Origin of the sequence: Xylella fastidiosa (assembly GCF_011801475.1) — a bacterium.
Taxonomy (GTDB): Bacteria; Pseudomonadota; Gammaproteobacteria; order Xanthomonadales; family Xanthomonadaceae; genus Xylella; species Xylella fastidiosa.
Map to the genome: position 1 here is coordinate 278,861 of NZ_CP044352.1, position 20,491 is coordinate 299,351.

The window sequence follows — 20,491 nt, forward strand, 5'->3', positions numbered from 1 at the left end:
CGTCGGCATTGTCACGGATGGATGTGTTATTGGTGATCTGATGCGTTGATGGCGGCACGTTTGCAGCGCTTATCCATAGGTAGGGCCAGTTTTTAATGTTTATTACGTCGTCAATCACGTCGTCCGTTGTGCGTGCTGTTCCTAAGTTGCTGGGCTGGGTATGTTGGGTAGCACGATGCATGGCGTAATGCGTGGCTACCCCAGAGGAGTAAGTTCAACAGAAATAATGTGATTTCCAGCAGTACTGCTATTGGCGGCGGTGTGGATTGCTACAACATCAATGGTGATGCATTCCATGCGTATCATTAGGGCGGCCAGATGACGGATAGACTGGATGTTCCGTTTGTCCAAGAGGACCTATCCCAGGAATGGTCACCGTAGTGCTTGGTACGTTTTCGTGTCCTTAAAGGAAATGGGTTCTAGACGTTGACTGCTTTTTTATCGAGGCAATATTGACAGATGCCAGCCGCGACGAAGAGGGCTACTGCACCACACATAATCGCGGGCGTGACAGTGTTCAATCTGGAGTGCAGCAAACTGGTCAGCAGTGGCCCGAGAATTTGGCCGATACCGTAGGTGAGGGTGACGAGTCCGAGTAAGTTGATACGGTGTGGTGCGCGGACTTGTCGAGTAAGTGGCATCACAAGAGATGTCGTTCCCATGAAAGTTGCGCCGAAACCGATGCAGCTGATGACTAAGAGAAAGGGCGCTTGGCTGAGTAGTGTCAGCAATACACAACAGCCTTGAATGAGTAGGTTGGTGGTCAGGCAGCGTCGTGTTCCCCAGCGCTGCGCCGCCCACAGCCAGGCAAAGCAGCTGGGAATGATGGTCAGTCCGACCAGCGACCAGAGATGTTCGGCAATAAAAGGGACATTGAACGTTTTTGCGATCAGTGGCAGGTAGGTAGCGATGATGATGTAGCCAAACCCTGCACAGCCATACAGTGCAGCCAATTGCCACCAGAGAAAGGGATTTTGCTGTACTGGGAAAGATGCGCTGGCCTCACGAGGCTTATCCTCTACGTGTGGTGTCAGCACAAACAGCAATAGCAAAAAAATAAAGGATAAAAGGCTAGCTCCATACCATAACCCGCTGGCGTTCAGTCCATGACGTAGGCCGATAACAACGTATTCGTTGCCCAATAAAATTCCGATACCGACGCCAGCGTATAGGGACGCAATCACCCGTACATTAAATGTATGCCGCATGACGGTGATGGAGCCGAAAATCATCATGGCGGCGCTGGATATACCTGCTGTGAAACGAATCAGCATCACTAGAAAAAAATAGCTAGTGAATGCCATTGCGAAGATTAGTACGTTTGTAACAATGGCAGCACCATATAACATCATGGTGGTGCGGGATGTGTTGCCTAATTTTCCGAAGGAAAGAAATAGGCTTCCTAGTAGATAGCCTGCGTAGTTAGCGCTGGCGATATAGGAAAGTTGGCTAAAGGTAAATTGGCCTTCATGCAGCATGACCGGAAGGATAGGTGTATGAAGAAACCGTCCGATCCCAATACCAAGGGAGAGAATAATCATCCCAAAAAAAGCCGTTTTAAGATGATTTAAGTTACTGGCACTTTTTTTCTCTTCCAATATTTTCATGCTGTCATTGCTTTAGTGATGAGGAATAAATTTTTTAGGTGTGGTTTCCAATTTATGGAAAGCCAAGTGGACCATGTGTGGCTGAAATAAGGGTGTTGCTTGGTCATGGGAGGTCATCGCATGTGTGGCATTCGCATTAATGTCACGGTGCAATGTTTGGAGTGATTGTCACTTCTGATGGATAGCAGTGATTCTGATGAATTTATGCGTCAATCGGGATGTTCGTTCACACAGTGGGTGCAGTGTTGTATCACAGCTGTTGGGGTTTTATGTCGTCGTGCGGATATGAAATACCTGTTAGGTTTGAGTGGCGGTATTCAAAGCGTGTATTGATTGGTTTGCTCGTTGCACATACGCATAGCCTGTGTTGATGCATGACGTCACATCTATCCACTGATATTTGAATTGAAGTGTATTTAGGTTGCCGTACCGCTGCGCCTGGGTGGCGTGATGCATTGAGATATGTCGTAAGGATGCAGATGTGTTGCAATGACGTAGAGTGTTTATTTCTCAGGTGCAATGGTTATTTTCGGAGTCGCATTCAGATGGGTGAATCTTAATGTCATGTTGAGTTTTTTATTTACTTTGTGTTGATGAGCCTTGCTTTGTATCAATCAAAATGCATGTGAATTTCTTATTTGGTTGTAGAACGATCGGGTGAATTGTTTCGTCATTCAGAATGGACGTTTTATTGAGCGTTATTGATGTGAGATGTTTTCTATGTCTTTAGCGCTATTGTTTTCCCTATTTTAATTATCTTTGCATCCTGTTGCTGATGGTTTTATCAGTGCCAGCAACGTTCTGTCTTTCTTTACAGTTTAGTTGGATGATGTGTCTCTATGCTGCGATGTACTGCGCGTGCGATGTTGTGATTTGTTTTTCAATTGTCTGGTATGAGCGGTGAGATGTCGCGGTCAAAGGTCAGTGAGAAGTGGCCATTAGTGATCGTGGAGGATTGCAAATGGACGTTTCCTAGCATGGCGGTCAGTGCTGGACTGAGCTGGTACACCGGTTCGCGGCGAGCATAGTCTTGCAACCAGGTGTTGATGAACTCACGGATTTGTTCATCAAGTTCGATGCCAGAATGTGCTGGTTTGAAATGCTCCAGGGTGGGTTGATCAAGGAAGAATGCTTGGCGTGCAGTATCGTAGTACATCGCGCTGCTCAGTCCGACCCGCCCTAGCGGGGATGGTTGGCCGCCACCGCTGGAGATCGCCAGGTCGAATGAGAGTGTCATTCGGTGACCGGGTGGAATTGCGATGCGTGGTTGGCTGGTGCTTAGTTCGATCAGTCCGCCCAGCAGTGTTTTTGTTTGTGGGAAGTGGTTGGAGACAAAGGGTTGTATGTCCTCCGCTGGAATGATGATTTCGCGGCCATGAATCTGTGGAGCAGCATTTACTGCTGTGGTTGTGATGGATAGAAACAACAGTAGGCCAAGTAGGGTATGACGATGCATGGAATGATGTGATCGTATGTGTGTCGATTGTTGGTGTGGGACGATTTTAAAGGCGTGCTGTCTGTGATTGCAGCGCCTGTTGATGGAGGCATAGGTCATCTGGTCGCTTGGTATCGGCATGTTGCTGTTTATTGCGATGTTCGATGAGACGATTCAAGCAAGCTGTTGGGTGAGATTAAGCCGATACTGATGTCTTTGTTTATGGTTACTTTCTATCCAGTGCATCGCAGATGATTGGTATGGCGTTCTTTACTTTATTTAAAATTTTTGTTGTACAGAGTTGGCTGCATTGGCAGCGACCAGCAATATTGATCGCTATCACCGCTTGCTGGAAGCAAGCGGAATTTTCGGTGATTGGGCCTTCAATGACGTTTCAAGTCAGTAAGCAGACTGTAGGTGACCAGTGAGGGGTGTTATTCCCAGGCAGGTAGCCGTTTCTGTACGCTTTGATTTTTCAGATGGACGTGTCGCGGTAATCCGTTGCGTTCGTAGGGCATGGGTGCTTCGCCACGAATCAATGGTTCAAAGTAGGTGCGTGCACGTTCGCTGATGCCGAAGCCGTCACGGCGTAAGAAGCTTGCTGGTAAGGTTTTTTCGTGATTGGCAATCTTGGTGAGTGCTGCCGGCTCGATTTTCCAACGGTATGGGGTGTCAGAGGTGCGTACGATGACAGGCATGACTGCATTCATGCCTTCCAGTGCGTAGTGCACTGCAGCTTTACCCACAGCCTGTGCTTGTTCCCAGTCTGTTTTGGAGGCGATGTGCCTTGCGGAGCGTTGTAGGTAATCTGGCAGCGTCCAGTGCACTTTGAGTCCGAGTGCCTGTTTCACTCGGTTGGCGAGGTAAGCGGCGACGCCGCCAAGTTGCGTGTGACCAAAGGCATCAGTGGTGCCGCCAGCATCGGCAACGAAGCGCCCATCATTGCTGCGGATACCTTCGCTGGCGACTACTACGCACCAACCGACTCGGTCGACTACCTGTTGGACTTTCGCCAGAAATGCTGTTTCGTCGTAGGTGCGTTCAGGGAGCAGGATGATGTGGGGGGCTTCTTCCTGCCCTTGGCCGGCCAAGCCAGCAGCCGCAGCGAGCCAACCGGCATGGCGGCCCATTGCTTCGTAAATGAAAACCTTAGTTGAGGTCTCGGCCATCGCTGCGACATCCCGCGCGGCTTCGCATATGGAGACAGCAGTGTACTTTGCGGCTGAACCGAAGCCGGGGCTGGCGTCGGTGATCGCCAAATCGTTGTCGATGGTTTTAGGGACGCCGATACAGTGCAGTGGATAGTCAAATGTTTTGGCTAACTGTGAGACTTTGAGCGCTGTATCGGCGGAGTCATTACCACCGTTGTAGAGGAACCAGCGCACGTTATGTGCTTTGAATACTTCAAGTAACCGTTCGTATTTTTCGTGATCGGCTTCAAGCGATTTGAGCTTGAAACGGCACGAGCCAAATGCGCCTCCTGGGGTATGGGTCAAGGCACGGATTGCCGTGATTGATTCTTTGGATGTATCGATCAGGTCTTCACGCAGTGCACCGAGGATGCCATTGCGTGCGGCGAGGACTTTAATGCGGTGTGACCGTGCTTCGGTGATGACCGCGGCGGCGGTTGCGTTGATAACAGCGGTAACGCCGCCGGATTGGGCGTATAACAACGTCTCTTTTGCCATGTGGGACGAGCTCTTGTAGTGCGAGGACATTGCCGGGACATCGCTTGGATGCGTTAAGCTGCGCGGCATCATGGTGCGGTGTAGGCAGAGGGTCGAAGTGTAACCCCGCTTGCCGTTGTTTTTTTTCTATATGGAGTGAATTAATGCGATTGGTTCTATTGGGACCACCTGGTTCAGGTAAAGGCACTCAGGCGGCGCAAATGCAGGAAACATTACAGATTCCGCATATTTCCACTGGTGACCTGTTGCGCAGTGAAGTGGTTGCTGGGACTCCTCTTGGCCTACAGGCCAAGCAAGTCATGGCACAAGGTGATTTGGTTTCCGATGCGATTTTGCTTGGCATGCTTGAGTCACGTTTGAGCCATACGGATGTAGTAAAAGGCTTCATCCTTGATGGCTATCCGCGCAATCTGTCTCAGGCCGCTGCGCTGGATGGGTTGTTAGCCAAGTTCGGGCATCCTTTAAATGCTGTGGTGCAGCTTGAGGTACCCACCGATGTGTTGGTGGAACGTATTGCTGGCCGTGCTCAGGCGGAAGGCCGTGAGGATGACACTCCTGATGCGGTGCGTAAGCGTTTGCAGGTCTATAACGATTCAACCGCGCCGGTCATCGGTTTCTATCAGCAGCGCGGCATCTTGTTGCGCGTGGATGGTGTGGGACGTTTGGATGAGGTTTCCCAGCGTATTGCGGTTGCGCTGGGTTGCTGAAGTCGGTTCACGTGACTTTAGGATGTTGGAGAAGAGGTGCGGTATCAATGACGCTCTGACATGATGCCACTTGGGTTCAGAGGTCCTCTTTACTTATCTGGAGGAGGCAAGCGTATTGACTTGCTGAAAATGGGGTGTTGCCGTTAAGCATGTGTCACTGTGGTGCTTAGGTGCATCATGGGGAGTGTTGCTGTTGGAAGTTGGAGTGGGAGCCAGTCGCTGAAATGGCTCTTCTGAAATAGACGTTTATCTGCTGATGTCCGTAGCGTTGCACTGATCGGTGACAATGGCCCGATGAATAAATTGCATATTCTTGGTATTGCCGGAACATTTATGGGGGGCATCGCTGCGCTGGCACGTGAATTGGGCTGGAATGTTGCGGGGAGCGATCAGGCCATCTATCCGCCAATGTCAGTGCAATTGGAACGGCTTGGCATCACATTGATGCATGGCTATTTGCCGGAGCATATCGCTGCGGATTGTGCTGAGGTGGTGGTAGGGAATGCGCTGTCGCGTGGTAATGCAGCGGTTGAGGCGTTGCTTGATAGCGGATGCCGTTACATATCGGGGCCCCAATGGTTAGCTGAGCGGGTATTGCCAGGGCGCGACACGCTTGCGGTGGCAGGAACGCATGGTAAGACGACGACAACGACGATCTTGGCTTGGTTATTGGAGGCAGCCGGACGTGCGCCGGGATTCCTGATTGGTGGTGTGCCTGAGAATTTTGGTGTGTCAGCGCGGCTTGGCGGTGTGCTGAGCCAGGGGAGTATGGATCCGTTGGTGGCGGGTGAGGTGTCTGCAGCTGTTCGACCGTTGTTTGTCGTGGAGGCGGATGAGTACGACACTGCATTCTTTGATAAGCGCAGCAAATTCGTACATTACCGTCCACGTGTGGTGATTCTGAATAATCTAGAGTACGACCATGCCGATATCTTCCCTGATGTGGCTGCGATACAACGGCAATTCCACCATTTAGTGCGTACCATCCCTGGTCGTGGTCGGCTGATCGTGAATGGTGAGGATCAACGTTTGGCCGAGGTCTTGGCGATGGGGTGTTGGACGCCGGTGGAGCGCTTCGGTTTCGATCCTGAGTTCCACTGGAGTGCGCGTTTGATTGCTGCCGATGGGAGTCGTTTTTCGGTCTGGCACGAGGGATGTGAGGTCGGTCAGGTCAGTTGGTCGTTGCTTGGTCGTCACAATGTACTCAACGCGCTGGCGGCGCTGGCGGCTGCACATGCGGTGGGTGTTGCGCCGGCTGCGGTGATTCCGTCGCTCGCGCAGTTCCGCAGTGTCAAACGTCGCTTGGAATGCTTGGGTGAGAGAGGGGCGGTGACGGTTTACGACGACTTTGCACACCACCCCACTGCGATCGCTACCACGCTGGAGGGGTTACGGGCGAATGTGGGTGATGCGCGTATTGTGGTCGCGATCGAGATGCGCAGTCATTCGATGCGGCTGGGGGCGCATGCGCAGGCCTTGGCGCCGTCGCTACAGGCGGCTGATACCGTGGTGTTTCTGGATCATCCAGGATTGGTGTGGAACGCAGCAGGCGTGGTTGCACAGATGCATGGTCAGGTGCATGTGGTTCATGATACTGAGGGGTTACTGTCGATGCTCAATGAGGTGGTACATGCCAGTGACCATGTTGTATTCATGTCTAATGGTGGATTTGATGGTGCACCACGTCGATTCTTAGCGCAGTTGCGCTAAGGGGGGGGCTGTGAATGTGTGCAGCGAGAAGCAAGCTACGGTTTTTGTGTAGTGCCTGTGTGATCTGGTGTCTATACTGAACGCCTCCGCATCACTATTGCAGACTGATGATCCGCGCATCGGTCGGTCTTGTGACTGGACACAGGCCGTACTCGTCATGCAGAGATCTTTATAGATGATGTGCGTGGTTTCTACTGCCGCCCGGCTGAGGGGCGGCGTGGTGATTGATCAATGGGACGGGCTGAAGGATTCAACGGTCACTTCTTATCTTGTAGGGAGGCCACTCGGTTCCTGAGGGATAGTGGGTGCACCGGTTGGGACTGTGGGTGCCCGGTTATCGATCAGCAGTATCGGGGTGTTGGTGTCTGGGTGGTGTTCTTCCCGATGGTGCAATGCACTGAGTGAGGATTGCAATTCTTTCAGTGCCAGGTCCACGCCACGCAACGGATACCAGAGGCCCATTAAGCTGAAATGGCGATCATAGTGCAGTGTCTGTACCGATCCCAGCCAGAGTGGTTGTTGTTCCGGCTGCAATTGAGTGGCTGTTGGCCATAGGCGTAGTACATAGCATTCGTCCGCATGTGGGCTGTTACGTACCATCAGCAATGCTTCAACGCGTGTGTCCAACGTGGCCGGCAGCACCGGAACAGTATTGGGTTGGGAATTTACGTCGAGCAAGTGCAATGCTTCCTTCCAGCCGGCTTGCGGCTGGCGTCGCCATCCCTGGGTTTCCAAGTGTTGCTGCAATGGCACCAGTGAACCGGCCACTTGGACGTTGAGCGGCCAGCGTTCTGCATCGTCGAACTCGTTACGGCGCGCGGGCAGCTCACGCCAGTCATTTTTCCACCAACTTTCCGCAGCGATTGTGCGTGGTGATGGTGGTGGCGGTTCGAACTTAGTTAGCTTCTGTTCTAGATGGCGGGGGGCCATCACTATTGCAGCGATTGAGAAGGTGCCATAAAACAGCCAGCTTAAGGGGTTGACCTGAAGTTCATGGGTGAGGCGTCGCCGATAAGCGATCCCCAGTACCAGGAGCCAGAAGATGCCAAATAGCATGCCGCCGAGCACATCGCTGAGCCAATGTGCACCTAGGTACAGTCGTGCGAAACCAATCAGAGAGGCGAGCGCGCCGGTCACCATGTATGGCCAAACCCGATTGCGTCCGGGGAGTTCCCGGGCGATCAGTACGGCAAAGAAGCCTAAGGTGATGGTGACGATCGTGACTGCAACGGACGGAAAGCCAAAGCCGCTGCTGGCGGCTGGCGGCTGCACGACATGCATGGTCTTGCCGAGCAACCAAGTGAAGGCCAGACCAAAGCTGAGTGCAGCCAACCAGTGCAGTACTGCCATCCAGCGTTTGTGCCACGCCAGATATGCCATCGCAACGGTAATGGCGGGCAGTAGGATTTGCCAGTCGCCTAGTGAGGCTAAGGCTGTCATTGGGTAGTCTGCCAATGGATTGCGCAGTGCCAACATCATGTTGTTGACTGCAAGATCCATCGGTAGTGGTTCACCATGGACCAGGACGATCATGAGGAGTGCGAACCAGCCCCAGCCCAACAGGAGCAGCATCACCGCGAGTACTGCCAGGGGGACTGACTCGCGTCGTTGGGGATCGAAGACCGAGATTGACCAGCGTCCTAAAGTGGGATGACGATGCGACCAGGCCAATAGGCGGGCGATCGACTGATCAAGATTCCTGGCTGCCCAGCGGTAGCTGTATAACACCACTGCCCAGACCACTCCGAGGACCAGCAGGAGTAATCCGATGACCAGAAGGAGCCGTCCGGCGACGGCTGCCACTGCGTCGTAGGCTTCGCCGAGCAGCCAGCCTGGCGCCAGGAACAGGGCGCCCCATGACAGACACGCTAAGCCGCTGGCAAAGGTGTAGTGTTTGAGCGGCATGCGCAGCATGCCGGCGATGGCCGGTACGAAGGGACGGACCGCGCCGACGTAGCGTGCCACCAGGATGCTCTTGAATGCGTTGCCGCGAAATAGTGATTCACCACGGTGCAGTAATTGCGGATAGCGGTTGAATGGCCAGATTTCGCGCAATCGATGGCCCCATCGATAGCCAATCCAGAAACTCAGTGCATCACCAGCGAATGCCCCTAGCGATGCGCATGCGACTGCGTAGAGGCCGTTGATTTTGTCGAGCCCGATGAGCACGCCAACAGCAAATAGCAGTGGCAGCGCTGGCACGATTGCGCCGAGAATGATGACTGCGTCGCTAAAAGCAATGGCAAAGATGACCAAGCCGGCCAGTGCAGGATGTTGTTCAATCCATGCCAGTGTTGCTGTAATCCAGGGTGTATTCATGTTGGAATTATAGGGTGATAAGTCATACGCTTTTTTTCTAGCGGCGGGGCATCCCTGAAAGTCGCTTGATTGCACTCTACAATGTGTGAATGTCTAGGCCTTTTTCTGTCTCCGAAACGCTGAAGGCCGATTGTTTCGGCCGTATTTTGCTGGTAAATGGAAAGGGAGAGAAGTTCATCCGGCGTGATCTTGGTGCCGTGTCATGGTGGTTGCGTGGTCTTGCGGGGTGGTTGGCCAGACGTGAAGTTGCAGCACTGCGCCAACTCAATACGTTGCCAGCGGTGCCACGGTTGCTGAACTGGGATGGGGTGTGTCTGGATCGCAGTTTTCTGTCTGGTCAAATGATGTATCAGTGTCCGCCACGTGGTGATTTGGCTTACTTTCGTGCGGCGTGTCGTTTGTTGCAGCAGATGCATCGTTGCGGTGTCGTCCACAATGATCTTGCCAAGGAGGCAAATTGGTTGGTGCTGGAGGATGGCAGCCCAGGGGTGATCGATTTTCAGTTGGCGGTACGTGGCGATCCGCGTGCTCCGTGGATGCGTTTGCTGGCGCGCGAGGATCTGCGGCACCTGCTCAAGCATAAGCGTATGTATTGTCCGGAGGCGTTGACGCCGGTAGAACGACGTCTTCTCAAGCGTCCTTCATGGATACGTCGGCTCTGGTTTGCCACTGGGAAGCCGGTGTATCGCTTTGTCACGCGCCGTGTACTGCATTGGGAAGATAACGAGGGGAGGGGAGCAAAGCCTTAGCGGTGCATGGGTGGCGCTGTGGCAGCGCTCCTGTCGTGCTGTATTTCCTGGTTTCTGGGGTGGCTGGTAAGGCATCGTTGGTGAATCGGTAGCCGCATTGCAGTGCATAGCAGTCATGCAGCTGCTAAGACAGTGTATGAAGAGCAGCCATGTCGGCGTTGGTCGGTGTCAGCCAGCAGCAAATACGTACGCTGTGTATCGGGGATTGCGGTGCCAGTGTGTTATGGGCGGTGGCGGGTTGCAGTCGTATTTTGATGAACGAACGATGGCTAGCATCGTTCGGTGCTGTCTGGCTGGGTCCTTTGGTTGCTTATCTGTAGCGTTCTTTCAGCATCGCCCAAGCCGAGCGTAGTCCCAGTGCCTCGCCACCTGCTGGGCGCCCGGGGCGATTGAGGTCGTTCCATGCGTAAACATCAAGGTGCGCCCAAGGCAGGTCTTGAGCGACGAATCGTTCCAAGTACAGTGCGGCGGTTACTGCGCCAGCCATGCGTGAACCGGCGTTGGCCAGGTCGGCAACATGGCTGTTGAGGTAGTGCAAATATGGGCGCCACAGTGGCATGCGCCACACTGGGTCGCGGGTCTGCTTACCAGCATCCAGCCAGGCCTGGGCCAACACCTCGTTGTTACTGAAAAGTGCTGGCAGGTCCGGTCCTAGAGCGATCCGCGCTGCGCCGGTCAAGGTTGCGAAATCCAGGATCGTGTGCGGCTTCAGTTCGTTGGCGTATGCCAGCGTATCGCACAAGATGAGGCGGCCCTCGGCGTCGGTGTTGTCAATTTCAACGCTCACTCCTGCCCGAGTCACAATCACTTCTCCGGGGCGAAAGGCGTCAGGTCCAATTGCATTTTCTACCGCTGGTATCAGCACGGTCAGTCGCACTGGTAGTTGTTGCTCCATCACCAGTCCGGCCAGCGCTAGAGCGTGTGCGGCACCACCCATGTCTTTTTTCATGTGGCGCATGCCGTCGGCAGGTTTCAGATCTAGGCCGCCAGTGTCAAAGCACACTGCCTTGCCGATCAGGACTAAGTGAGGATGGGTGTGTTGACCCCAGTTGAGTTGTAAAAGACGTGGCGCACGGTGGGAGGCGCGGCCGACGGCGTGGATGGTGGGAAAGTTTTGCGTCAATAGTGCTTCCCCGATGATGCTTTCGAATGTACCGCCGTGTCTCTGGGCCAAGTCGCGGGTAATGGTTTGGAGTTCTTCCGGACCCATGTCCTGGGTTGGTGTGTTGACCCAGTCGCGTACGCGTAGGCACGCCTGAATCAGTGCCAGAGTTTCTGGTGTTGGTGTAACGGCCAATTCCGCCGGTGCGCGGTCTGGGAGACGGTAGCGCGTGAAGCGATAGCTACCCAGGCCCCAACCCAGTGTCAGGGTGGCTTGCTTGATGGGGTCCCATGTTCCGGTAGGTTGCCAGTGGGTGCCGGCTGGGAGTGCAAATGGGCCGTGTGCATAGGCGTAGGGATCAGCGTAGTCACCCGTGCCCAGCACTGCTCCACTGAGGCCGTGTTCGCCCGGTAGTAGCAGTACACTCCCTGCGGCAGCGGCAAAGCCCTGTGCCTGTACCCATGATTGAATCGCCGGTGATTGTGCGGTCAACCAGTTGGCGAAGTGTGCGCGATCGAGTACATGCAATGGCAGGGTATTGGTGGTAGCAACAGTGAAACCGAAGGGGATGGGCATAAACTAAGTGTCTTGGTGGCTGTAGTCAGATGTGGCGATGGGGGCGTTGTGCGCTGTACTACCCTGTTCAGGGGGAAATATTTGTAAGCGTCCGAAGGGATGTCATGTACTTGGAGTGATGCGTTATTCCAACAGTCGTGACCAGCGCTGCAAGTCCTCAATTCGGCTCATCACCATCTTGATGCATACAAGCATCGGTACTGCCAGCAAGAGGCCAATGAGTCCCCACAGGGAGCCGAACAGTAGCAATGCCACGATCAACATGAGTGGCGAGATCGCCATGCGGTGCCCGAGGATGATTGGTGTGATGAGTTGCCCTTCCAGCGTGTGTAGCATCAGATACAGCAGTGCCGGTAGTAATGCTCTACTGGATTCATGAAATTGTACTAAGCCGATGAGTAGCATCAGCAATACACCAATGAGCGGCCCTACATATGGTGCAAAGTTAAGTAGGGCAACCACTGTGCCCCATAGCAGTGCTTCTTGCAGCGGAATGCTTAGTAGCAACAGTAAACCGCTGAATATCAAGCCGACGAGGGCGTTTATCACGCTGATAGTCAGTACATAGCGTGAGATCTCGTGTTCCAGGTTGCGTAGGATTGAGGCGGTGAAACGTTGTTGATGATGGTTTGGGAGCAGTGCAATCGCTTTGCGTTGCAGCTTCTCCCCAAAAACCATGAAGAAGAACGTCAATAGGATCACTCCCAAGACCGAGATGACCAGTTTGTGTGTGTCCATCAGTACGGTGTAAGGGTTGTATAGGCGGGTGCGCACAATCTGGGACTGGCGTTCGGTTTCACCATCGGCTGCGCGTGCCAAGCTTTCTACTGCTTGATTGGCTTGTTGCATCGGTCTGGTAAGGTGGCGTACTTGGCGTGCTACTTGGCGTATTTTGTCCGGTGCTTGTTGTATCCATTCGCTGGCTGGTCCCGCGAGTTCTACACTTAGCACCACTGTCCCGCTGATTCCCAAGCACAACAACAGCAACGCCCCAATGGCGCGTGGAATCCGTATATGACCCAGTGCGCGTAGGATGGGGTTGCCTACTAGGGCGAAGAATACAGCCAGTAATACGGGAAGGATCACTGCCTGTGTAGCCCACAGTGTGTAACCTACTGCCAATGTTGCTAATACAACGAGTGACAGTGGAGCTTGGGGGCGTGCCGTCAGTGGCGAGCGTCGACGCTTGATTGCATCGTTGGTGCAGTTGTTGTGTGTCGGCTGATCGGTCATGGGGTGGACAGAATCAGAAAGGGGAATGATCGGTGACTGAGTGCGTCCAAGCACCGGCCTACATGTAGCGGGTTCAGGCGTGTTCGGATAGGTTGATTATGTCTGCTGTAGGTTGTGATGTGGTGGTTGTGTGGCTTTCCTCGGTGCTGGGCTTGTTCTGTTTAGAGGCATTGTGTGCGCATGTCGTCGTAAAAAATGTCGACATGGCACCGAGTATCTGTATCAAGTGCTTAGCACTGCCGAATTTATCAGTGAACGTTTTTAAAGTAATGCTGGGCTTTACGCGTCCTGCAATGAATCCCAATCCAAGCCCAGTTATCACGATGCGTAGCGGTGTCCACGTTGCTTGCCAGCTGTGTTGGAGTTCTTGCCAATGGTTGCAGGTTTGTTTACTGCGTTCTTCTACTAAGCGCTCGGCACGTTCCACACGGTGGCATAGTGTACGGAAGCTCATGAGCGATCCTTCTCGGTTGTGAGCTGGCTTTCGTCTGTTCCGTGCAGCAGGGCGAGGCGCAGCAATTGGCGTCGTGTTGCGTGTAATCCAGTGTGGCGTAAATAGTGCAGCATTCGCCACATTGCAAGCCCAGTCATGATTAGGTTGCCAAGCGCGGTTAGTATGAGTGATTCGAGCCATGGCAATCCCATGCGCTCCAGGAGTGAGATGGTTATGCCTATCAGCAGTAACCAACTGGATACGCCGAGCACAATCATGATGCAGGCCCAGATAAAGGCGTGACCAAGCGCGCTCCACGCCATCTTTAGATCTGAGAGTAAAAGAAGATAAAAGGCGCGAACGGTAGCCTTGGATGAAGCAAGGCTGGCGCGTCCGGCCCCAGTCACGGTTTCCACGCTGTCTTGGATGTCAGAGGGATTCACGTCAGCCGCAGTGCTCTGGGATACGCGGTCGGCAGTATCCTGATTGTTCACTTGACTTACTTGTCGTGATTATTTGAAAGCTTAGCAATGACCCAACCGGCGGCCAAAGCCACGCCCAATGAGGTGAGAGGTCGTTCTCGAATGAGCTCGGCAGCGCTGTCAAGTAGGTTACGACCTTTGTCCATCAGAGCGTCTACCTGTTCTTTAGCTGCTGCGGTGCTGAATTCTGCGGCGGCCAAGCCGGCTTGTGCGCTGTCGGATAGTTGAGCTTTGACGTTGCTCCGGCCTTGTTTAAGTTCTTCGCTGGCGGCACCAGCTGCATCTTTCACCGCTTCGCTTGCAGCGAGTGCTGCGGATTTCAGACGCGCTCCAGCTTGGTTCAAGTTATCCTTAAGGTGCTCGGTGTTGGTAGGGTTCATCATTAAGATCTCCTTCGTTGAGCGTGGCAGGCCGGTCACACTTTACCGGTACCGTTCGATGAATAGCACTGTAAGTCGTGCATCAAGTTTCTGTGTCTACGCTTAGTAAAGCGCGTGCCCAGTGCATCATACTGCGTGTTTCCTCACAGTACACCCAATACGAGAATTCTGGGTGGGTGAGGAACGTTTGTGGTCAGTCGACTATATCGGTGAATCTGCCGATCAAGGTGCCGACGATGATGCCTAACGACAGCGCATCAGCGCATCAGCGCATCATACTGTGCGTTACCGCGCAGCACACGCAGTATCAGCCGTTGTGGTGGGTGGGAAAAGCTTGCCCGCCAGCTCGCCAGATCAGAGAATTCACCGATGGATGCGGCAATGATGACATCTCCGGCTACCAACCCATTGGCCGCAGCGCGGCTGCCGTGTTTGATTTTGTTGACCATGACTCCACCGATTCCTGATTGACGGAGGGACTCTGGCAGGTCAACGAAGATGGCGCCCGACAGTCGTGAATCCAGCGTTTCTCCGGCGATTGCGCGTGGCAATTCTTTGAGTGTGAGGCGTATTTTGAGTGGCTTGCCGCCACGGTGTACTTCCAGTGTTACTGAGCTACCGACGGGCTGTAGTCCTTCGTAGTTGTGCAATGTTTCCGCGTTGTCCACCCTTTGGTCATTGGCTGCCAGGATCACATCACCTGGTTGCAGTCCGGCTGCGGCACCAGCGGAATTGGGTAATACGCGAGTCACTAATGCGCCGTGTGGATTACTCAGGCCTAAGCTTTGTGCCATTCGTGCATCAATATTCTGTGTTTGTACGCCGATTGTCCCGCGTACCACAACGCCTTTCGTGACCAATTGCTCGACGACGTTGCGCGCTAGATTCGAAGGAATTGCCAGGCCTAAGCCGATGTTGCCAGCCATGCTGCCCTGTGGGTTGAAGCTGGCCGTGTTGATGCCAACCAACTGGCCATGAAGATTCACCAGTGCGCCGCCTGAGTTACCCGGGTTGATCGATGCGTCGGTTTGGATGAAGTTTTGGTAACCCAGGCCGAGGATGCCACTGCGACCTACCGCCGAGACGATGCCTGAGGTCACCGTTTGGGTAAAGCCGAACGGGTTACCAATGGCTACGACGAAGTCGCCCACGCGTAATTTGTTACTGTCTGCGAGTTTGATTTCGGTCAGTTTATTTGCTTTGATCCGGATCAAGGCGATGTCGGTGTCTGCGTCAGAACCGAGGAACTCGGCCTTGAAGCTGCGCCCATCTGCTAATGTCACCTGCACGGCGTCGGCATTTTCGATCACGTGATGATTGGTAAGTACGTAGCCATTGCGCGCGTCGATGATCACCCCAGATCCGAGCGACTCATTAATCCGTTCTTGGGGGATCTCTGGGAATAGCCGACGTAGGATCGGGTCGTCGAAAAATGGATTGCGCACCCGTACCACTTGTTTACTGTTGATGCTGACCACTGCTGGCATCACTTGTTGCAGCATGGGTGCTAACGATGGTAGCGGCTGGTTGGTAGCCGTGGTTTGAGGCACCGTGCCCGTTGGCAGTGATGATATTGGTGAGATGGCATTGGTGTTGGATGCCGCTTCGGCGCGGTTATCAAGCCAATCATTCATCCCAGTGGCTGCAAAACCGCCGAATGCGGCAGCGATAGATAGCGTCAGTAAAGTAGGTAGCGGTCGCATTTTGAGATTTTCAAATGTGGTCAGAGCACAGATGGAATAGGGTCGGCTGCTGGATAAACCAACCCATAATAGAGTGCGTCCACTCCATTTAACTTATGATGAAAGTATATTTAGTGTTGCTGTTTGCCGAGTCAATTTTGATCGATGGGATCAGTGCGGGTATCAATGCGCTGACATCAGTGTTATCTCGTGTTATAGCTATAGGCGGAGCCAGGTAATGTGTGGTGACCTCTTTATATAAATCTGGGACCGGGGCGTGGAGGTAGTCATTGGGATACAGCGTTAATTTTTTCGCAAGATTGAAGCCAATGCAGCGTTGATGTCGGTGTGCTTGAAACGATAGCCTTCTTCCAGTGCTCGTCCCGGTTTGACGCGTTGGCTGAGGGTGAGTAGATCTGCTATCTCGCCGAAGCACAGCCGCAGTAGCTGCGGTGGTAGCGTGAACAGCGTAGGACGGTGCAGGATTGCACCGAGTGCCCGAACGAAGGCAGCGTTGATGACTGGATGTGGTGCGGTGAGATTGTAAGCCCCAGGCTGACCATGCTCGATGAGCCAAATGATCATATTGATGAGGTCTTCGCGATGGATCCAGCTCATCCAATGTTGCCCGTTCCCAAAGCGTCCACCAACGCCGAACCGGAAGGCCGGCAGCATTTGGCCCAATGCACCGCCGTCGCGTTCAAGTACGATACCGATACGTATCAGACTCACCTGTGAACCCAGTGCACTGATCCGTAGTGCTTCGTTTTCCCAGTCGCGGCAGAGTTGTGCAGCGAAATCGTTTCCAGGTGGTGCGGATTCTTTGAGAGGCGTATCCCCACATTCCCCGTAGTAACCAATGGCGGAAGCAGAGATCAACCGACGCGGACGCCGTTCAACGGCAAGAGTGGCAATCCAGTCATATAATCGGCGTGTCGTTTGTAACCGCGACGAGCGGATCTCTTCCTTAATGTGTTTGTTCCAGCGTCCTTCCAACAGAGATTTTCCAGCCAGGTTGATGATCGCATCAATTGGCGTGACGACGTTCTCCAACGTGTTTACAAGTTGCACTTGAGGTAAACGTGCACTATGTCGTGTGGGATCGCGACTCAGCACGGTGACCTGATGGCCACCCCCAATGAGCATGGCACATAGTGGAGTGCCTATGAAACCAGTACCACCAGTGATAAGCAGGCGCATAAATAGAAAGTGTTCTGTAGAGAACCACAGTATGAGCCGGGGAGAGACAGGATTTAAAGTGCCTATCTTTTTCGGCAGTATTGCAGGGTAATCTTAAAGTGCGTCGTATATTCCGTTTCTTGGATGAATATACCTGTTAAGCAGACCACAGGCAGGGTAATACATAGGGTGTTGACCTTGGGGTCGACTCTCATGTCAATATTTCATTACATTATTTAGGGTGTAAGAAAAAATCCGTTATTATCGTTTCTAGTGAATATAGAGATCTTTAGCTGATTTCTAATGTCATTCTGTAGTAGATGAACTTGTTTTGTGGGTCGCATAGATCATTCGCTGAAATAGTTCTACGACACTGTCGGTAGGTATCTTTTACGCGTTGAGGAACAGCAGTCATTTCATCCTGTCTTATTTAATCTGCGATGCATTGAGTTACATCTGATGGAAACCGATTGCGCTCTTCTGTCCGATAAATCCAGTTGAAGAATGACATCCAACGGGATTAGTCACCCTTATGTTGGTAAACCAGTATTAGCAGCGTTGTATCGGGCACTTCGTTAGAATATTCCGAAACGCCGTTATGATGGTTTTTGGGCAGATGGCGTGCTACCAGCGTTTCATTCCCTGAGTCGCTTGCAGCGTATTGCAAAAGAGATGACGCAATGCTCATCAGCGATCAGGGGGATTGATGAAATGATGGAAATAACTACTTGGGCTGAGCTGTGAATGTGTTTGATGCCGGTGCTGCGTCTCGCAATTCGCGCCGCAAAATCTTGCCAACATCGGTTTTAGGGAGTGTCGCACGGAACTCAATGATGCGTGGTAGCTTGTATCTGGTCAGGTTGGTCGCAGCATGCGCCTTTACTTCCTCAGCGGTCAGCATGGGATCCTTTTTGACAATCACTACCTTAACGACTTCGCCGGACTGCTCGTCCGGGACTCCGACCGCAGCGACTTCAGCCACGCCTGGGATCATTGCAATGACTTCTTCGATTTCCTTCGGATAGACGTTGAAGCCAGAGACAAGAATGATTTCTTTCTTACGGTCGATGATGTACAGAAACCCTTGTTTGTCCATTTTGACAATGTCCCCAGTATGCAGCCAACCGTCTGCATCTAACACTTCTGAAGTTTCTTCTGGGCGTTGCCAGTAGCCTTTCATCACTTGCGGACCTTTAATACACAGTTCGCCCATTTCGCCTATAGGTAATACGGTGTTGGTGTCATCTTTAATACAGACATCAGTACTAGGGATCGGCATACCGATCGAACCGTTATGTTCTTGCAGATTCAGCGGATTGATGCATGCCGCTGGTGATGCCTCGGTAAGTCCGTAAGCTTCAATCAGCGGAACACGAGTAACTTGCTTCCACTGTTCGGCGACGGAGCGCTGGATCACCATGCCGCCACCCAGGGCAATCTTCAGAGAAGAGAAATCAAGTTTGTCGAAGCCCGGGGTGTTAAGGAGTTTATTGAACAGTGTGTTGACTCCAGTGATGACAGTGAAGCGGACGCGTTGCAACTCTTTGACGAATGTTCGCATGTTGCGTGGATTGCTAATCAGATGGTTGCAACCACCGATTTTCATAAAGACTAAGCTGTTCGCGGTTAACGCAAAAATGTGATACAGCGGTAGAGCAGTGAGCACTGTTTCACAGCCTTCTTTGAGACTGTTGTTTGTTTGGAGCCACTGCGACACCTGCTGCATATTCGCGACCATATTTCTGTGGGTCAGCATTGCGCCTTTGGGTGTCCCCGTTGTGCCGCCGGTGTATTGTAGAAAAGCTAAATCGTCGCTTGCGATGTGGATTGGAGGCATGGAATGCTTGCTTCCCAGCGCGAGTGCTTCACGGAAGCGGATTGAGCGAGGCAGTTGGTATTCCGGCACTAATTTTTTGATGTGCTTGACGGCAAAATTGATCAGTGATCTTTTGGGGAAATCGAGCAGGTCGCCTAATTCAGTCGTAATCACCTGTTTGATTGGGGTGTCAGCAATGATCTGCTGCACAGTTGTACAGAAGTTGTCCATGACCACCAATACAGTGCTCCCTGCGTCAACCAGTTGGTGCTTGAGTTCGCGCGCTGTGTAGAGGGGGTTGACATTGACAACAGTTAACCCGGCGCATAGTGCGCCGAAGGTCGCTACTGGATATTGCAAACAGTTGAGCATCATCAGTGCGATTCGGTCGCCCTTTTTGAGTTTCAACACATTGAGCAGATAGCTGGCGAATTGTTTTGTTAATAGATCGACTTCGCCGTAGGTAAGTGTTTTCCCGAAATTGGTATAGGCGGGACAATGACGATATTTGATGACTGATGTATTGAAGACATCAGCGATAGTACGGAAAGCGTTAGTATCAATCTCTATTGAGATTCCCGATGGATAGTGTTGCAGCCAAGGACGTGTTTGACTCATTGATCCTCCAGAGAATCCTTAGTGTGTCTGTTCGCATTCATCGTGAATGCGTAGGCTGAGGGGCAGCAGCAGGATACTTTTTGTATTAGTAAAAGTGAAGGGTATTGGATGCGTCATCCCAATCGTGATTGGGGCAATAAGGTGATTGGCTGATGAAATAGCTATTTTAGAATTAAACGGCAACATTATAGATGACGATGTCAGGTATGTTGGTATGTGTTGCTTGTTCTGATGGTGTGGTATCCAATTGATAGGGATAGGAAATGTAATCTTTCATTTTGAATTTCTCTGTCACATCACTGATTGAAAAGTGATTGCTCATGGCAAGCTTTTTCTCATGTGGGTGCGTTTTCTTATTATTGATTTATAGGAAATTTTTTAGGATCTTTAAGCGTCGTTGGTAGGTGTCTTTTTGCGACCATTTTTTCTTACATTTTTTGCTATTCCATAAAAAGAATCGTTGAATAGGTTCGATCATTTTTTCTGCCACGTGATCGATATGAGAATTGTCATCGTTGTTATTATTGGTACTTAAATTAAAGAACCATATGCAGAGATACAGGGTGAATCTCTTTTTTTCAATGGAAAGTATGCAGATGATGACTATGTTGTTGCAGAAAATGTATTTAGATCGAAATACATTTATTTATTATGTTTCACATAGATCAAGCGTCGTTACCTAATTGATGCTCAAAGCTTGGATGCATTGTTATTTTCTGAGAAGGAAGCTGATGAAATTTTTATCATGGCAGCGAGCATGCATTGGAATACTATT

16 protein-coding genes are annotated in these 20,491 nt (G+C 52.1%); 4 read left to right on the top strand and 12 right to left on the bottom strand.

Features of this window, described 5'->3' with window-relative positions; all coding sequences use genetic code 11:
• Positions 1 to 419: 419 nt before the first annotated feature.
• The 3 genes from F7G16_RS01125 to F7G16_RS01135 form a co-directional block, all read right to left on the bottom strand.
• Positions 420 to 1,607 carry an MFS transporter gene (locus F7G16_RS01125; RefSeq protein WP_011097547.1) on the bottom strand — a complete coding sequence of 396 codons (1,188 nt, stop codon included), beginning with the start codon at positions 1,605 to 1,607 and terminating at the stop codon, positions 420 to 422.
• Between the two features lie 880 nt (positions 1,608 to 2,487).
• On the bottom strand, positions 2,488 to 3,063 hold the full coding sequence (locus tag F7G16_RS01130) for a DUF1439 domain-containing protein (protein WP_004088001.1): 576 nt from the start codon (positions 3,061 to 3,063) through the stop codon (positions 2,488 to 2,490).
• A 413-nt stretch (positions 3,064 to 3,476) separates the two neighbouring features.
• Positions 3,477 to 4,730, bottom strand: coding sequence for a 6-phosphofructokinase (locus tag F7G16_RS01135; protein WP_004087999.1), 1,254 nt, complete (start codon positions 4,728 to 4,730; stop codon positions 3,477 to 3,479).
• Between the two features lie 143 nt (positions 4,731 to 4,873).
• Here F7G16_RS01135 and F7G16_RS01140 point away from each other — a divergent pair, with 143 nt between their 5' ends.
• Together F7G16_RS01140 and mpl are read left to right on the top strand one after the other, a co-directional pair.
• Positions 4,874 to 5,437, top strand: coding sequence for an adenylate kinase (locus tag F7G16_RS01140; RefSeq protein WP_004087997.1), 564 nt, complete (start codon positions 4,874 to 4,876; stop codon positions 5,435 to 5,437).
• Between the two features lie 294 nt (positions 5,438 to 5,731).
• On the top strand, positions 5,732 to 7,147 hold the full coding sequence (gene mpl / locus F7G16_RS01145; protein ID WP_004087995.1) for a UDP-N-acetylmuramate:L-alanyl-gamma-D-glutamyl-meso-diaminopimelate ligase: 1,416 nt from the start codon (positions 5,732 to 5,734) through the stop codon (positions 7,145 to 7,147).
• A 264-nt stretch (positions 7,148 to 7,411) separates the two neighbouring features.
• Here the strand turns inward: mpl and F7G16_RS01150 are convergent, their stop codons facing one another.
• Positions 7,412 to 9,466, bottom strand: a complete 2,055-nt coding sequence (locus tag F7G16_RS01150) for a bifunctional DedA family/phosphatase PAP2 family protein (protein ID WP_004087993.1) — start codon at positions 9,464 to 9,466, stop codon at positions 7,412 to 7,414.
• Positions 9,467 to 9,555: 89 nt separating this feature from the next.
• Here F7G16_RS01150 and F7G16_RS01155 point away from each other — a divergent pair, with 89 nt between their 5' ends.
• Positions 9,556 to 10,215 carry a serine/threonine-protein kinase gene (locus F7G16_RS01155; RefSeq protein WP_004087991.1) on the top strand — a complete coding sequence of 220 codons (660 nt, stop codon included), beginning with the start codon at positions 9,556 to 9,558 and terminating at the stop codon, positions 10,213 to 10,215.
• A gap of 149 nt (positions 10,216 to 10,364) precedes the next feature.
• Entirely contained in the window at positions 10,365 to 10,535 is a 171-nt protein-coding gene (locus F7G16_RS01160; protein WP_012382435.1) for a hypothetical protein, read from the top strand.
• Here the strand turns inward: F7G16_RS01160 and F7G16_RS01165 are convergent.
• From F7G16_RS01165 to rpfB, 8 genes are all read right to left on the bottom strand, one after another.
• The gene (locus F7G16_RS01165; RefSeq protein WP_004087989.1) at positions 10,526 to 11,893 is read right to left on the bottom strand and encodes a leucyl aminopeptidase family protein; all 1,368 of its coding nucleotides are present in this window, start codon (positions 11,891 to 11,893) and stop codon (positions 10,526 to 10,528) included. The two genes, F7G16_RS01160 and F7G16_RS01165, sit on opposite strands and share 10 nt — an antisense overlap.
• 123 nt (positions 11,894 to 12,016) lie before the next feature.
• Positions 12,017 to 13,126, bottom strand: a complete 1,110-nt coding sequence (locus F7G16_RS01170; protein WP_004087985.1) for an AI-2E family transporter — start codon at positions 13,124 to 13,126, stop codon at positions 12,017 to 12,019.
• Positions 13,127 to 13,199: 73 nt separating this feature from the next.
• Positions 13,200 to 13,580 (bottom strand): hypothetical protein, encoded by a 381-nt coding sequence (locus F7G16_RS01175; protein WP_004087983.1) that lies wholly within the window; start codon positions 13,578 to 13,580, stop codon positions 13,200 to 13,202.
• On the bottom strand, positions 13,577 to 14,053 hold the full coding sequence (locus tag F7G16_RS01180) for a hypothetical protein (protein WP_012382436.1): 477 nt from the start codon (positions 14,051 to 14,053) through the stop codon (positions 13,577 to 13,579). The genes F7G16_RS01175 and F7G16_RS01180 overlap by 4 nt, the downstream gene beginning before the upstream one ends.
• Before the next feature lie 5 nt (positions 14,054 to 14,058).
• Positions 14,059 to 14,421, bottom strand: coding sequence for an ElaB/YgaM/YqjD family protein (locus F7G16_RS01185; protein WP_004087979.1), 363 nt, complete (start codon positions 14,419 to 14,421; stop codon positions 14,059 to 14,061).
• A gap of 257 nt (positions 14,422 to 14,678) precedes the next feature.
• Entirely contained in the window at positions 14,679 to 16,124 is a 1,446-nt protein-coding gene (locus F7G16_RS01190; RefSeq protein WP_038232755.1) for a Do family serine endopeptidase, read from the bottom strand.
• Between the two features lie 282 nt (positions 16,125 to 16,406).
• Positions 16,407 to 17,303, bottom strand: a complete 897-nt coding sequence (locus F7G16_RS01195) for a TIGR01777 family oxidoreductase (RefSeq protein ID WP_004087975.1) — start codon at positions 17,301 to 17,303, stop codon at positions 16,407 to 16,409.
• 703 nt (positions 17,304 to 18,006) lie between these two features.
• The gene (gene rpfB / locus F7G16_RS01200) at positions 18,007 to 19,716 is read right to left on the bottom strand and encodes a fatty acyl-CoA ligase RpfB (protein WP_004087973.1); all 1,710 of its coding nucleotides are present in this window, start codon (positions 19,714 to 19,716) and stop codon (positions 18,007 to 18,009) included.
• Between the last annotated feature and the right edge of the window lie 775 nt (positions 19,717 to 20,491).

What these genes read in the sequence shown, in the direction of transcription:
- F7G16_RS01185 (WP_004087979.1), bottom strand. Translation starts at nt 14,421, where the DNA reads ATGAACCCTACCAACACCGAGCACCTTAAGGATAACTTGAACCAAGCT.
- F7G16_RS01170 (WP_004087985.1), bottom strand. Translation starts at nt 13,126, where the DNA reads ATGACCGATCAGCCGACACACAACAACTGCACCAACGATGCAATCAAG.
- F7G16_RS01160 (WP_012382435.1), top strand. Translation starts at nt 10,365, where the DNA reads ATGTCGGCGTTGGTCGGTGTCAGCCAGCAGCAAATACGTACGCTGTGT.
- F7G16_RS01155 (WP_004087991.1), top strand. Translation starts at nt 9,556, where the DNA reads ATGTCTAGGCCTTTTTCTGTCTCCGAAACGCTGAAGGCCGATTGTTTC.
- F7G16_RS01190 (WP_038232755.1), bottom strand. Translation starts at nt 16,124, where the DNA reads ATGCGACCGCTACCTACTTTACTGACGCTATCTATCGCTGCCGCATTC.
- F7G16_RS01165 (WP_004087989.1), bottom strand. Translation starts at nt 11,893, where the DNA reads ATGCCCATCCCCTTCGGTTTCACTGTTGCTACCACCAATACCCTGCCA.
- F7G16_RS01175 (WP_004087983.1), bottom strand. Translation starts at nt 13,580, where the DNA reads ATGAGCTTCCGTACACTATGCCACCGTGTGGAACGTGCCGAGCGCTTA.
- rpfB (WP_004087973.1), bottom strand. Translation starts at nt 19,716, where the DNA reads ATGAGTCAAACACGTCCTTGGCTGCAACACTATCCATCGGGAATCTCA.
- F7G16_RS01130 (WP_004088001.1), bottom strand. Translation starts at nt 3,063, where the DNA reads ATGCATCGTCATACCCTACTTGGCCTACTGTTGTTTCTATCCATCACA.
- F7G16_RS01125 (WP_011097547.1), bottom strand. Translation starts at nt 1,607, where the DNA reads ATGAAAATATTGGAAGAGAAAAAAAGTGCCAGTAACTTAAATCATCTT.
- F7G16_RS01135 (WP_004087999.1), bottom strand. Translation starts at nt 4,730, where the DNA reads ATGGCAAAAGAGACGTTGTTATACGCCCAATCCGGCGGCGTTACCGCT.
- F7G16_RS01150 (WP_004087993.1), bottom strand. Translation starts at nt 9,466, where the DNA reads ATGAATACACCCTGGATTACAGCAACACTGGCATGGATTGAACAACAT.
- mpl (WP_004087995.1), top strand. Translation starts at nt 5,732, where the DNA reads ATGAATAAATTGCATATTCTTGGTATTGCCGGAACATTTATGGGGGGC.
- F7G16_RS01195 (WP_004087975.1), bottom strand. Translation starts at nt 17,303, where the DNA reads ATGCGCCTGCTTATCACTGGTGGTACTGGTTTCATAGGCACTCCACTA.
- F7G16_RS01140 (WP_004087997.1), top strand. Translation starts at nt 4,874, where the DNA reads ATGCGATTGGTTCTATTGGGACCACCTGGTTCAGGTAAAGGCACTCAG.